Origin of the sequence: Mycobacterium mantenii, assembly GCF_010731775.1 — a bacterium.
Lineage (GTDB): Bacteria > Actinomycetota > Actinomycetes > Mycobacteriales > Mycobacteriaceae > Mycobacterium > Mycobacterium mantenii.
In genome coordinates this window covers 3,836,302-3,849,178 of record NZ_AP022590.1, presented here as the reverse complement: position 1 = coordinate 3,849,178, position 12,877 = coordinate 3,836,302, and the positions used below count along the sequence as shown (strand labels likewise).

Genomic DNA, 12,877 nt, shown 5'->3' with positions numbered 1-12,877 from the left:
ACAAGCGCCGCGGCTGCCGGGCCTGGGCGGACCAACCAGCAACCCGAGCGAGCTGGATGCGCGGATACGTTGACCGCACCAGCGACCAATACCCACCGCCATGCGATACCGGTCACGGCGTCGGACTCCGAGAAAACCGCGGCGAGCGACCAGGGAATCCAAGCACTGGGTAAGGAGGCGATGACGATGCCCGGCCGGCCCGCCGACCAGCCGGGGGTTCGTCACCTTCGCTCCGACGCCACCGGCCCGACCAACGCGAAAGCGTCGCAAAGCCCAGTTGGCACCAGAGCAAACGCGGGAAAGCAACTGACGAGCGCCGTGGTCATCATCGCGCTCGTCGCGGCGATCTCGGGGATGCTGTACGGCTACGACACCGGTGTCATCTCCTGGGCCCTGCTGCAGCTCACCCAGGACTTCAACATCACCGAGGGCTGGCAGCAGGTGATCGCCGCCAGCATTCTGCTCGGCGCCATCATCGGGGCGTTGACGTGCAGCTGGCTTTCCGATCTGCGCGGCCGCCGCGGCACCCTGTTGATGCTGGCAGTGGTGTTCATCGTCGGCGCGGTGTGGTGCGCCGACGCGCCCGATTCCGTTGCGCTGTCGCTGGGACGGCTGGTCCTGGGCTTCGCGGTCGGCGGGGCGACGCAGACGGCGCCGATGTATGTCGCCGAACTCTCGCCACCGGCCTACCGGGGACGGTTGGTGCTGTGCTTCCAAATTGCCATCGGGGTGGGCGTCCTCACCGCGACCCTGGTCGGGGTCTCCGACTCGACCAACTGGCGAGGGCCGATCGGACTCGCCTGCGTACCCGCCGCGATCATGCTGTGGCTGTTGCTGCGCCTGCCGGAAAGTCCGCGCTGGCTGGTCAAGCAAGGAGATCGAAACGCTGCACAGGCCGTGTTGGAACGCGTCCGGCCCGAGGGCTACGACGTGGGCACCGAGCTGGACGAAGCGATCGAACTCGCGCGCATCGAACGCACGGCCGGCACCCGCGGGTGGGCTGGGCTGCGCGACGCGTGGGTGCGCCCGGCCCTGGTCCTGGGTTGCGGTATTGCGGTGTTCACCCAGCTCAGCGGCATCGAGATGATCATCTACTACTCGCCGACCATATTGACCGACGACGGCGTGTACAGGTCCGTGGCTCTGCGGGTGTCGGTCGGCTTGGGCGCGGCGTACCTGATTGCCCAACTGATCGGGTTGGCCATCATCGACCGGGTCGGTCGGCGCCGACTCACCCTCATCATGGTGCCGGGTGCGGCGATCAGCCTGTTCGTACTGGGCCTGCTCTTCGTCACCAGCGACAACGGTCACGAGGTGATTCCCTACATCATGATCTGCCTGATCGCCTTCATGCTTTTCAATGGCGGCGGCCTGCAGCTGATGGGCTGGCTGACCGGCTCGGAGACCTACCCGCTGGCGGTGCGACCGGCCGCCACCGCCGCGCAGTCGGCGACACTGTGGGGGACCAACCTGATCATCACGTTGACGATGCTGTCGCTCATCAAAGCGATCGGGGTCGGACCCTCGATGTGGCTCTACGCGTTGTTCAACGTGGCGGCATGGATCTTTGTGTACTTCCGCATGCCCGACCTGACCGGTAAGAGCCTCGAGGAGATCGAAAACAAGCTATCCGAGGGGAAGTTCCGGCCGTCGGACTTGACGCGCTGACGAATTCGGTTGCGCGGCAAGTCGTTCGGGCTACAGTGCGGTCACGCGCCGGCCGCTGGGCGGCCCCGGAGAGTTCGTTCGATCCGATCCAGCAGGTCGCTCGGGTCATCGCGGACGCCGTCTCGCCAGGCGGTGAGTGCGTTGAGGAGGTTGACCGGCGCAACGCTCAATCGCAGCCCGAGCAGCACGGTCTTGGCGGTGTCGCTGCCGGCATCCAAGGGGCGGTAAGCAATCGCGACTTGCAGCGAGCGACCGCCCCGCGGCTGCGGGATGAGCTTGGGCCCAATCGACTCAACCAGCTCACGCCGGATTTCGGTCAACCCGCTCTTACGCTCGGCCAACCGCACGGTCAACGCCGACGGGGTAATGCGGAGAAGACAGCGACGCCACATGCGAGCGACGCCGTACCCGGTCAGCGGGGTCACCCCCAAGAGGATGATGCCGGTGAACCGAAGCCACGCCGGATTGCCGGGCGCGTACCCCGCCGCAAGAGACGCGACCCCCAACAGTGGGACCAGCGCCAGCGCGATGTATGCGTTGCCCTCGTACCAGGGGATGTAGCGGCAGACGATCTCGTTCCCCGACCTGCTGACCCCGGCACGAAAAATCCGGCGCTGACCGATGAGGATGATGCCGCCGGTCACCGCGATGCCGAGAGAGAGGTACCACGGCGATCCGATCAGCACGTTGATGGCCGCTAATACGCACAAGGCACTACCGAAGGAGTAGCGCAGGATCCGCCCCCAACGGCCTTTCGCGCCGGCACCGGCCATCACTGACCGTCTCTTACTGCGATTACCGGGGCGCGGTGCTGACCTGCTGGCGCGGGGACCGCCGCGGGACCGGGTCGGACCTTCAGCCAGATCTGTGCCCGCTCCACGGGGGAATCGTGTAGCGCGGTCACCGTTAGTTGCGCGATGAGCGTCTCCTGTTCGGCCGTGATGATCCTCGATCGTGACACGCTGTCGACGGTGCCGAGGTCATGCGCGATTTGCATCGCGAGCGACCCCGCGATCCCGCGACCTTCGGTGGCCGCGGCGAGTTCGCGGCGCATCTCCCTACAGCCCGGCACCGACTGCAACTGCTGCTCGACCAGCATGGCGAACGCTTCCGCCGGGTCCAGCGGGGCCTCGACGCGATGCATGGTCAGCACCGCGTTGGCGCAGAACACGTCGATGCACGGATCGTTGCGACAGACCCACACACGGGCTCCGACCGCCGAGTGGAAGGGTTCCCACCCCGGCGGCACCCCCACATCCACCACAAACCCGACAAACCGATCGACCGGGGACACCGAGACGCCGGACTCCTGCACAAACTCATCGAATCGCATCGAACGTGCCCTACCCGAACCCGAAGACCGATTCCAAGCCATGCACCGCACTGCCGACCGCATCCGCGACGGGGTGCCAGGCCGCTTCGACGCCCTTGGACGCCAGGTAGCTGGCGACCGCTCCGGCACCGGCGCCGACCACCAGGCCAACCGCGGTCCCTGCCCCCGGAACGACCGATCCGACCGCTGCACCGATCTCCGCACCCGCCCATAGGCCGGCGGCGACACCGACACCCTCCCGGGTGACGGCCTCCGGCACAGAGTTGCCGTCATGGACGTCGGACATGACGGCGGGTACCGCGCTGGCCGCAGCAACCACCCCGCCGATACGGGAGAATCCCTTCAGTTCGACTCCGCCGATTGTTGGATCCTCCAGCCACCTCAGTAAGGCCGGATCTGCCTTTCCGGGGCCCGTGCCCGGAGACTCGGCGATCAGGTTGGTCGCCGCCTGACGCACACCGTCGGCGGTACCTCCGGCCACCGCACCCGCACCCGCGATCGCCACATCCCCCGGCGTCGGGGTCAACTTGGGGCCTTCGCCCGGCTGGCCGGGCGCTGCCGGGCTCGGTCCCGGCTGGGGACCGACAGAGTCATATCCGTCCGCGTGCAGGGTGCCCATCGCGTTCTGAAACGAGCCGGAATAGCCGTCGCGCGTCGCTTGCAGCTGGGTCAGGGCGGCTTTGGTGTCACCAATGGCGTCGCTTTCACATTTGGCGATCAACGCTTCGAGGGCATCGATGTCGGCCTGGCTGAGGTCGTCGTCGTTTTCCATCTCGTCGGCTTCGCCGATCAGATCGTCGAGGTTCTGCAGCTTTGCTTCCAGCGCCGCGATTTGGCCGGCCGCGGTTTTCTGCGCCTCGGCCAACGTCGCGGCGATGTTCTCCAGGTCCGCACCGATCTTCGGTATCTGCAAAGACTGCGCCCCAAGGGCTTTCGTCACCCGCTGCACTTCGTCGGAGCCGGTGATCGGATGATCGCCATTCTGATGGTTCCAGGCGGCCTCGAAACGGGTGCGGGCTTGCTCGAACGCGTCGTTCGCCTCCTTTGTGCATCGGCCGGCCTTGAGAAAAGCCTCAGCCAGATTGGAGATCTGCAGCGGGCTACCCGCCTGCAGGCTCGCATTGATTGCCCAGGGGTCGCCGCCGGCCGCGCCGATCAGCGCCGGAATGCTGAGATATTGCAGTTGCATGGAATCGTCAGCTGCTCGCCCGAATGCTGATCAACCCCGTAAGCATCGCCCACCCCCTTCCGAGCTCATGGGTCAGATTACTGACGCGAGCTTGGTAATCAATTCACCTCGCACTCTCGAGTCGGCTGCCAATTTCGAACTGGCCCAAATGTTCACACCGGCTATCCCGGGCAAGCTGTCCTCATGGAGCGGGAATTGCTGACCGTGGGTCACGGGCCGGCCGGCCGGGAGCGGCTGGCGGAGCTGCTTGCCGGAGCGGGCGTTGCGCTGGTGGTGGATGTGCGGCGATACCCGGCCAGCCGGACCAATCCGGACGTGCGACGGGAGGCCCTGGAAGTTTGGCTGCCGCAAGCTGGCATCGACTACCGGTGGGAGCCGCGCCTCGGCGGGCGGCGGCATGTCCCGGCCGGAGAACCGGAGCCGGACAGCTGGTGGACGGTGGCCGCGTTCCGGGCGTACGCCGCATACACCCGGACGCCGGAATTCGACGCGGCGCTGGACGAGGTCCTGGCCGATGCGTCCTGGCGCACCACGGCGGTGATGTGCAGCGAGAGCGTCTGGTGGCGCTGCCACCGGCGGCTGATCGCCGACGTGGCGGCGCTCGGCCGCGGGTTGCCGGTGCGGCACCTGATGCCAGACGGCCGGCTCAGTCCGCACCGCCCCGCCGAGGGTGCCCGCCGCCGCCCCGACGGCCACCTGATCTGGGACGGCTGACCAGGCCGGATCGCGCTGTAGCCCAATCGAACTGGCGTCAGGCGCTCAGAACGTGTTGACCTTGTCGATGCTGACGAACCTATCTGGACGTTTGCTGCGCCAAGCTGCGTTGGCAGTGATACAAACCTGCACGTCAGGCCGTTGGCTCGGATAGTTGCATTACTCACACGCGATCCCATCGCCGTCGCGGTCAAGCCCAGGTCGGTATCCGGGTTGTCCGGCATAGATCGGCGCCGCGCCAGCAGCCCGTGCCGCCTTGCAGTTCGGGTAGTACACCTGAGACCCGTTACTGGGCAACGGCGCGGGAGGCGTCGGGACATACTCGGAGCTGGTTTCCGGTGGAGAGGGCGCCACCGGCAGCGGGGAGGGGACAGAGGCCGCCGCCTCACAGTTGGTGAGTATCTGAGCGATCGCATCGTGCTCAGCCTGTGTTACCCACAGCCCATAGGTGGCCTTAACGTCGACAATACGAGACACGTAACTGCAGCGATAAGACTTGTTGGGCGGCAACCACGTTGCAGCGTCGCCATCGCCCTTCTGCTCATTGATGGACCCGGTGGTGGCCTGCAGGTTGATTGGGTCGTTGGCGAAGTTCCGACGTTTTTCAGCGCCCCACTGCTGCGCCCCTTTCTGCCACGCATCCGACAAGGCGACTACGTGGTCGATCTGCACCTGTGACGACGTGCCTGCACCTCGGTGGAACTCGACCGTGCTGCCGGTGTAGGGATCGTGTAGTACCCCGGTAAGCACGGTGCAGCCGTTCGATTCGGATTTGATCTCGACGGTGACAAGGTCACGCCGGAGGATGTCGTTGCGCGTGTCGCAGCCGTTATGGCCGTAAGTCACTGTCACGTCATCGGACCACGCCTGCCCGAACAGGTTGCGGTTATACCCGGTTTTCGGTGCACGTCCCTTGATCGGCAGGCTGGCGAGCTTGGCCGAGGCGCCCGACGAATCGATGGCGTCCGGCTGCGCCGGGCTGGACGCAAACGACGACGGCGGGGCAGGTGATGCCGGGGGCGCGGCCAATGGCGTAGTCCACGAGGTTGTCGGTGCATGGTAGGCGGTAGCGGACTGGTGCGTCGGACTACACAAGCTGGCCAGCCACCCCACCACGCCTAAAACGATGAGGAGGCCGAGGCCGCCGCGGCTACTGCGCGATCTGCGCGATCGGCGTCCACGCCACGAAGACCCGGCCGAAAAGGGTCCGACTCCGACGCCGAAGCCCCTGTTAGAAATGCCACCCCGAACTCCAAAGGCTTTGCCGCCGACACCGAGCCGCAAGCGCATTCTCTAGCCTTCGCAGGCGATGCTGTGGTTGTCACCAAGGGCGACCCAGCCGAGGGCGGCAATCTTGGCCATTGCGGCCACGAAAACAGAAATCGTCATAGTTCTACCTCTTCCTGCGGCTGGGAGCCTAGGGCCAGCGTGAGACAAACCGGGCAAGGAAGACGGCGGCAACAATGTCCGAACGAATGAACATGCCGCTTTTAACCGCCGTTGGGGCGCCTACCCCGCCAGCGAAGATAACGCAAGAAGTGGTACGGATGTGCAGAATTGCACGGATCCACTGCCGCCGATCCCAGGTCGACCTGGATTGTGTGGCCGACAGCCTAGACGCGGCAAGCAATCTGCTGCGGACTCACTGCGGACGCGGTCGGCCCAGTAGCCCGTGTTACTGGGCTTTCAGGCCCCTAGAACGTGTTGACCTTGTCGATGCTGACGAACATGCCGTGCTTGGTCGCCTCGTTGGTGAAGCGGGTGCCGTCCGCGTTGGCGATGATCGTCCAGCCCTCGGCGGTGTAGGTCTGGTAGTCGATCTTGACGGTCGGAATGGCGCCCAGGTTGCCGAGCACCCACTGCACCTTGCCGCCGGTATTGATGCTGACGCCGTTGGCGTGCTCGCCGTCCTGCAGCGGGGAGTTGGTGAAGGGTGCCTCGCAGCCGACGGTGTCCTTGTTGATCTGGCAGCGCGTCACGCCGGACTTGGTCTCGATGAAGACGTAACCGTTCTGGTCGGGCGGCAGCGGGATGGCGCCGGCCGGGTTGGTCGGGCCCCCCGGCGGGGCAGACGGGCCGGGAGCCGGGGCGGCGGTGCCCGACGGCGGGGTGGACCTGGGCGTGGGGAAGGACGGTTCGGTGGGTCCCGCTCCGGGCGAAGCCACCGGCCGGCCCCCGATGACGGAGCTGCAGCCGGACACCGTCTCCGAACCCGCGACCAGGGCTATGAGCAGCAGCGAGCCACCGGCCAGGCTTCGCCGCGCACTTTCCGAAAACCGCACCCGCCGCTCCAAAGACGATTCATATGGCGGCACTCAGGTTACGCACCGCGGGGCGAAAGCCGCCGCTTCGGCGCGGGTATCGATACCGAGTCGATGGCCCAGATTTATCCGCGCGTGACCGGCTTGCCGGGCCGGATGTGTGGGGCGCCGCTACAGCCCCAACAGCTTTTCGGCGTTGCGGTGGCTGATGTCGGCCCGCTCGTCGTCGGTGAGCGGCAAGCCGTCGAGGAAGGCGCGGGCGGCGACCATCGACCCGAACGGGTAGTCGGCGGAGAAGGCCACCCGGTCGATCCCCACCTGTGCGACCAGGTTCGCGTACGTGGCGTAGTCGTTGAAGTTGGCGAAGGTGTAGTGAAAGTTCTCCCGAAGGTAGGAACTCACGGGGCGGTGCAGGCCGGTCAGTTCCGGCTTCAGCGTCGCGTCGAAGCGCGGCAGCATGAACGACGTCGCCTCGCCCATGTGCCCGATGATCATCTGCAACGACGGGTGACGGTCGAACACGCCGCCGAGAATCATGCGCAGCACGTGCGTGGCGGTGTTGATGTGCCAGCCCCAGCCCACGGTGGCCAGCGCGAACGTGACGGGCTCGGCGAAGCCGGCGTAGCTGGACTCGATGACACCGGCCGGCGGGATGGTCGGGTGCAAATAGATCGGTGCGTGCAGGGCGGCCGCGCGGTCCAGGACGGGCTCGAAGAACGGGTCGTCCAGGTAGCGGCCCCGGCTATGCCCGTTGATCACCGCGCCGGGAAAGCCGAGCTGGCGCACCGCCCGTTCGAGTTCCTCGGCTGCCCGCTCGGGCGCGCTGATGGGCAGGGTGGCAAACCCGGCCAAGCGGTCCGGGTGCCGCTGCACCGCCGCCGCGAGCTCGTCGTTGCAATCACGGGCCAGCCGGACCGCTTCGTCCGGCTCCAGCTGTTCCACCCCGGGTGCGGCCAGCGACAGCACCGCCAGGTCCACCCCCGCCTCGTCCATCGCCGCGATGCGGCCCTCGCCGAGGTCGCTGGCCGGCTCCACGATGCCGGCCCGCGACGCCAGCCAGGTGCCCGGGCCTTGCAGGAATTCCGTTGTGGCGTAATGCTCTTCGAGTGCGATGACACGCATCTGAGTTATCCTTCGAGGACTCGGGCGGCCGCGTTCCAGTACGGCAGCGCGTCGCGGTCGGCGGCCAGGCGGATGGTTTTGGTGTAGCCGTATTCGGCCAGCGTCTCCTGGGCGTGCTCGCGGCCGAACCCGCTGTGGCCGACGCCGCCGAATCCGCTGCCGATGGCCACCCGCGCGTAGTTGTTGACGAAGACGGCCCCCGCCCGGATCTGCCGGCTGACCCGCAGCGCCCGGTCGCCGGCGGCGGTGAACACCGCGGCGACCAGTCCGTACGGCGTGCCGTTGGCGATGCGCACCGCCTCGGCCTCGTCGCTGAACCGGATCAGGGCGACCACCGGACCGAAGATCTCCTCTTGGGCCACCCGCATGCCGGGCGTGACGCCGGTCAGCACGGTCGGTGCGACGTAGAAGCCGTCCGCGAGCCGGGGATCCTGCGGTAGTGGCGCCTGGGCGGCGATGTGGGCGCCTTCGGCCACGCCGATGTCGAGATAGTCCAGGACCTGCTTGCGCTGTGCTCGGGTGACCAGCGGACCCACATCGGTGCTGGGATCGGCGCCGTCGCCCACCCGCAGCCGGCGCACAGCGGCGCACAGCCTCTCTTCGAACTCCGCATAGATGTTGTCCTGCACCAGGATTCGCGACGCCGCGGTGCACGCCTCGCCCTGGTTGAAGAAGCCGCCGTCGATGGCGGCCAGCAGCGCGTCACTCAGGTTGGCGTCGTCAAACACCAGCAGCGGGTTCTTTCCGCCCAGCTCCATCAGCGCCGGCGTGAGGTTGCCGGCCGCGGTGCGCAGGACCGCCGAACCGGTCAGCGGCGATCCGGTGAAGGAGATCTTGCCCACCAGTTGATGCTCCGCGAGTGCGGCGCCCACCCTGCCTCCGCCGGGCACGGCGTACACCACCGGGTCGGGCAGCACCGACTGGATCAGTTCCACCAGTCTCAGCACCACCGAGGGCGCCTGCTCCGGCGGTTTGAGCACGACGGCGTTGCCGACGGCCAGTGCGGGCGCGACCTTTCCCGCGGTGTGGATCGGCGGCCAGTTGAAGGGCACGATGCCGGCGATCACGCCGTAGGGCTCCAGCGTGGTCACGTCGAAAACCGGGCCGTAGTCACGCGCCTGGCTCGGCAGCACCTCGACCATGGCGGCGAAGTATTCAAAGATCCCGATCGCGGCTTCGACGTCGAAGCCGCGCGCCTGGGTGACCGGCTTGCCCATCTCCCGCGATTCGAGGGCGGCGATCTCGTCGGCGTGCGCGCGAATCACGTCGGCGATCTGCCGCAGGTAGCGGCCGCGTTCGCGGGCCGGGCGCTGCTTCCAGTTCAGGTGCGCGGCGTGCGCGGCCCGCACGGCCTGGTCCACCTGCTCGATACCGGCCCCCCGCACGACGGTGACGACCTGACCGGTGGCGGGGTCTTCCACGACGAACCTGTCGTCGGGGGACGCCGAGGACCAGCGGGTGCTGACCTCGGTTGGGGCTTGCTGATCCATGGGCATTGTCACGGTATGCCCGTCAGTCCGATCAGCACCAACGATATCTTCTGATGGTTGCCATCATCGCCGGTGATAATCGCTGTATGGAGCTTCGGCACCTCGAGTATTTTCTGGCCGTCGCGGACAGTCGGAGCTTCACGGCGGCGGCCAAGCGCCTGCACGTCGTGCAGTCCGGGGTGTCGGCCACCATCAAGGCGCTCGAACGCGAACTGGGCACCGAGCTGTTCATCCGGGCCGCGGCCGGCGTGGCGCTGAGCTCCGCCGGCGAAGCGCTGCGACCCCACGCCCGGGCCACCCTCGACGCCGCCCGCGCGGCCACCCGGGCGCTGCTCGCGCTGATCGAGGAACTCGCCGGCGAGGCGACGAATTTTTAGCCACCCCGGGGAACAAGGCTGGACCAACCACCGTTAACATCATCGACAAGTTGAGCGAAGCACACTCAATACTGGGTTGACAGCCCACCGGCCCAAAAGGCAGGCTTGAGCGAGGTTCACTCAGCATAGTGGCACCAGACAAGCTCTACATATTCAGGAGGAATCACTATGGCTCGTGCGGTCGGTATCGACCTCGGGACCACCAACTCCGTCGTCGCAGTTCTCGAGGGCGGCGACCCGGTCGTCGTCGCCAACTCCGAGGGTTCGCGGACCACCCCGTCCATCGTCGCCTTCGCGCGCAACGGTGAGGTGCTCGTCGGCCAGCCCGCCAAGAACCAGGCGGTCACCAACGTCGACCGCACTATCCGTTCGGTCAAGCGGCACATGGGCAGCGACTGGTCCATCGAGATCGACGACAAGAAATACACCGCCCAGGAGATCAGCGCCCGCGTGCTGATGAAGCTGAAGCGCGACGCCGAGGCGTACCTGGGTGAGGACGTCACCGACGCGGTCGTCACCGTGCCGGCGTACTTCAACGACGCCCAGCGTCAGGCGACCAAGGAGGCCGGCCAGATCGCCGGCCTGAACGTGCTGCGCATCGTCAACGAGCCGACCGCCGCGGCGCTGGCCTACGGCCTGGACAAGGGCGAGAAGGAACAGACCATCCTGGTCTTCGACCTTGGTGGCGGTACGTTCGACGTCTCGCTGCTTGAGATCGGCGAGGGCGTGGTCGAGGTCCGCGCCACCAGTGGTGACAACCACCTCGGTGGTGACGACTGGGATGACCGCGTGGTCGAGTGGCTGGTCGACAAGTTCAAGGGCACCAGCGGAATTGACCTGACCAAGGACAAGATGGCGATGCAGCGGCTGCGTGAGGCCGCCGAGAAGGCCAAGATCGAGCTCTCGAGTTCGCAGAGCACCTCGATCAACTTGCCCTACATCACCGTTGACGCGGACAAGAACCCGCTGTTCCTCGACGAGCAGCTGACCCGCGCCGAATTCCAGCGCATCACACAGGACCTGCTGGACCGAACCCGTCAGCCCTTCCAGTCCGTGATCAAGGACGCCGGCATCTCGGTCTCCGAGATCGACCACGTGGTCCTGGTGGGTGGTTCCACCCGCATGCCGGCGGTCACCGAGTTGGTCAAGGAACTGACCGGCGGCAAGGAGCCCAACAAGGGCGTCAACCCCGACGAGGTCGTCGCCGTGGGTGCCGCGCTGCAGGCCGGCGTGCTCAAGGGTGAGGTGAAAGATGTTCTGCTGCTTGACGTTACGCCGCTGAGCCTGGGTATTGAGACCAAGGGTGGCGTGATGACCAAGCTCATCGAACGCAACACCACCATCCCCACCAAGCGGTCGGAGACCTTCACCACGGCCGACGACAACCAGCCGTCGGTGCAGATCCAGGTCTATCAGGGTGAGCGCGAGATCGCCTCGCACAACAAGCTGCTCGGCTCCTTCGAGTTGACCGGCATCCCGCCGGCTCCGCGCGGCGTCCCGCAGATCGAGGTCACGTTCGACATCGACGCCAACGGCATCGTGCACGTCACGGCCAAGGACAAGGGCACCGGCAAGGAGAACACGATCAAGATCCAGGAGGGCTCCGGCCTGTCCAAGGAGGAGATCGACCGGATGATCAAGGACGCCGAGGCGCACGCCGAGGAGGACCGTCAGCGGCGCGAGGAGGCCGACGTCCGCAACCAGGCCGAATCGCTGGTCTACCAGACGGAGAAATTCGTCACCGAACAGCGCGAAGCCGAAGGCGGCTCGAAGGTTCCCGAGGACACGCTGAGCAAGGTCGACGCCGCGATCGCCGAGGCCAAGACGGCCTTGGGCGGCACCGACATCACCGCGATCAAGGCGGCGATGGAGAAGCTGGGCCAGGAGTCCCAGGCGCTCGGACAGGCGATCTACGAGGCCACCCAGGCCGCCGGCGAGCAGGCCGGCGCCGGCGCGGCCGGGTCGGCGGGGTCCGCCGACGACGTCGTGGACGCGGAGGTGGTCGACGATGACCGGGAGTCCAAGTGACGGAAAGCAATCCACACGAACAGGTGACAGTCACCGACAAGCGGCGAATCGATCCTGAGACCGGCGAAATTCGGCAGGTCCCTCCCGGCGGCACGCCGGGAGGGGCTGCGGCCGGGCCTTTCGCGGGCGAATCTCCCGAGGAGGCCGGCAAGGCCGCCGAATTGCTGGGTGATCTGCAACGCGTCCAGGCCGACTTCGCCAACTACCGCAAGCGGGCGCTGCGCGATCAGCAGGCCGCGGCGGACCGGGCCAAGGCCGCCGTCGTCAACCAATTGCTGCCTGTGCTCGACGATCTCGACCGGGCACGCAAGCACGGCGACCTGGAGTCCGGACCGCTGAGGTCGGTGGCCGACAAGCTGGAGAGTGCGCTGACCGGTCTGGGCCTGTCGGCGTTCGGCGCCGAAGGCGAGGACTTCGACCCGCTGCTGCACGAAGCCGTCCAGCACGAGGGCAGCGGCTCCGATGGCTCCCGTCCGGTGATCGGCACTGTCATGCGGCAGGGCTACAAGCTGGGCGAGCAGGTGCTGCGCCACGCTCTGGTCGGCGTCGTCGACACGGTCGAAGGCGACGGCGAGGCGGCGGTCGCTACCGGTGAGTCCGCCGCGACGGCCGGGGAAACCGCGTCGGCCGAATCGGACGATAACGCCGGCACACCCGGTGACTAGACCACACAATCAGCACAACAGAAGAGAGAA

The 12,877-nt window shown here is 66.9% G+C and carries 12 protein-coding genes; 5 read left to right on the top strand and 7 right to left on the bottom strand.

Translation table 11 applies throughout. The features are described 5' to 3' along the window. Nucleotides 1-186: 186 nt before the first annotated feature. Complete coding sequence (locus tag G6N50_RS17420) at nt 187-1,668, top strand: sugar porter family MFS transporter (RefSeq protein ID WP_083098484.1); 1,482 nt, start codon at nt 187-189, stop codon at nt 1,666-1,668. A 41-nt stretch (nt 1,669-1,709) separates the two neighbouring features. Here G6N50_RS17420 and G6N50_RS17415 read toward each other — a convergent pair whose 3' ends face one another. From G6N50_RS17415 to G6N50_RS17405, 3 genes are read right to left on the bottom strand one after another with little or no spacing between them, the layout of a single operon-like run. After that, nucleotides 1,710-2,441 (bottom strand): hypothetical protein, encoded by a 732-nt coding sequence (locus G6N50_RS17415; RefSeq protein ID WP_083098448.1) that lies wholly within the window; start codon nt 2,439-2,441, stop codon nt 1,710-1,712. Then, nucleotides 2,441-3,001, bottom strand: coding sequence for an LpqN/LpqT family lipoprotein (locus G6N50_RS17410; RefSeq protein WP_083098446.1), 561 nt, complete (start codon nt 2,999-3,001; stop codon nt 2,441-2,443). The genes G6N50_RS17415 and G6N50_RS17410 overlap by 1 nt, the downstream gene beginning before the upstream one ends. A 10-nt stretch (nt 3,002-3,011) precedes the next feature. Next, entirely contained in the window at nt 3,012-4,190 is a 1,179-nt protein-coding gene (locus G6N50_RS17405) for a putative alpha/beta hydrolase (RefSeq protein ID WP_083098444.1), read from the bottom strand. A 183-nt stretch (nt 4,191-4,373) separates the two neighbouring features. Here G6N50_RS17405 and G6N50_RS17400 point away from each other — a divergent pair, with 183 nt between their 5' ends. Further along, nucleotides 4,374-4,904, top strand: coding sequence for a DUF488 domain-containing protein (locus G6N50_RS17400; protein ID WP_083098442.1), 531 nt, complete (start codon nt 4,374-4,376; stop codon nt 4,902-4,904). 159 nt (nt 4,905-5,063) lie between these two features. Here G6N50_RS17400 and G6N50_RS17395 read toward each other — a convergent pair whose 3' ends face one another. From G6N50_RS17395 to G6N50_RS17380, 4 genes are all read right to left on the bottom strand, one after another. Next, nucleotides 5,064-5,933: a GmrSD restriction endonuclease domain-containing protein gene (locus G6N50_RS17395; protein ID WP_232068770.1), complete on the bottom strand. Its 870-nt coding sequence runs from the start codon at nt 5,931-5,933 to the stop codon at nt 5,064-5,066. A 665-nt stretch (nt 5,934-6,598) separates the two neighbouring features. After that, entirely contained in the window at nt 6,599-7,186 is a 588-nt protein-coding gene (locus tag G6N50_RS17390; RefSeq protein ID WP_083098438.1) for a hypothetical protein, read from the bottom strand. 150 nt (nt 7,187-7,336) lie between these two features. After that, nucleotides 7,337-8,287 (bottom strand): amidohydrolase family protein, encoded by a 951-nt coding sequence (locus tag G6N50_RS17385; RefSeq protein ID WP_083098437.1) that lies wholly within the window; start codon nt 8,285-8,287, stop codon nt 7,337-7,339. Nucleotides 8,288-8,292: 5 nt separating this feature from the next. Continuing rightward, entirely contained in the window at nt 8,293-9,777 is a 1,485-nt protein-coding gene (locus G6N50_RS17380; RefSeq protein WP_083098435.1) for an aldehyde dehydrogenase family protein, read from the bottom strand. A gap of 86 nt (nt 9,778-9,863) precedes the next feature. Here G6N50_RS17380 and G6N50_RS17375 point away from each other — a divergent pair, with 86 nt between their 5' ends. The 3 genes from G6N50_RS17375 (at nt 9,864) to grpE (ending at nt 12,847) form a co-directional block, all read left to right on the top strand. Then, nucleotides 9,864-10,154 (top strand): LysR family transcriptional regulator, encoded by a 291-nt coding sequence (locus G6N50_RS17375; RefSeq protein WP_232068769.1) that lies wholly within the window; start codon nt 9,864-9,866, stop codon nt 10,152-10,154. A 168-nt stretch (nt 10,155-10,322) separates the two neighbouring features. Next, on the top strand, nt 10,323-12,182 hold the full coding sequence (dnaK, locus tag G6N50_RS17370) for a molecular chaperone DnaK (protein ID WP_083098433.1): 1,860 nt from the start codon (nt 10,323-10,325) through the stop codon (nt 12,180-12,182). Continuing rightward, nucleotides 12,179-12,847 carry a nucleotide exchange factor GrpE gene (gene grpE / locus G6N50_RS17365; protein WP_083098431.1) on the top strand — a complete coding sequence of 223 codons (669 nt, stop codon included), beginning with the start codon at nt 12,179-12,181 and terminating at the stop codon, nt 12,845-12,847. The genes dnaK and grpE overlap by 4 nt, the downstream gene beginning before the upstream one ends. The last annotated feature ends 30 nt before the right edge of the window (nt 12,848-12,877 follow it).

What these genes read in the sequence shown, in the direction of transcription:
- G6N50_RS17420 (WP_083098484.1), top strand. Translation starts at nt 187, where the DNA reads ATGCCCGGCCGGCCCGCCGACCAGCCGGGGGTTCGTCACCTTCGCTCC.
- G6N50_RS17415 (WP_083098448.1), bottom strand. Translation starts at nt 2,441, where the DNA reads ATGGCCGGTGCCGGCGCGAAAGGCCGTTGGGGGCGGATCCTGCGCTAC.
- G6N50_RS17410 (WP_083098446.1), bottom strand. Translation starts at nt 3,001, where the DNA reads ATGCGATTCGATGAGTTTGTGCAGGAGTCCGGCGTCTCGGTGTCCCCG.
- G6N50_RS17405 (WP_083098444.1), bottom strand. Translation starts at nt 4,190, where the DNA reads ATGCAACTGCAATATCTCAGCATTCCGGCGCTGATCGGCGCGGCCGGC.
- G6N50_RS17400 (WP_083098442.1), top strand. Translation starts at nt 4,374, where the DNA reads ATGGAGCGGGAATTGCTGACCGTGGGTCACGGGCCGGCCGGCCGGGAG.
- G6N50_RS17385 (WP_083098437.1), bottom strand. Translation starts at nt 8,287, where the DNA reads ATGCGTGTCATCGCACTCGAAGAGCATTACGCCACAACGGAATTCCTG.
- G6N50_RS17380 (WP_083098435.1), bottom strand. Translation starts at nt 9,777, where the DNA reads ATGGATCAGCAAGCCCCAACCGAGGTCAGCACCCGCTGGTCCTCGGCG.
- G6N50_RS17375 (WP_232068769.1), top strand. Translation starts at nt 9,864, where the DNA reads ATGGAGCTTCGGCACCTCGAGTATTTTCTGGCCGTCGCGGACAGTCGG.
- dnaK (WP_083098433.1), top strand. Translation starts at nt 10,323, where the DNA reads ATGGCTCGTGCGGTCGGTATCGACCTCGGGACCACCAACTCCGTCGTC.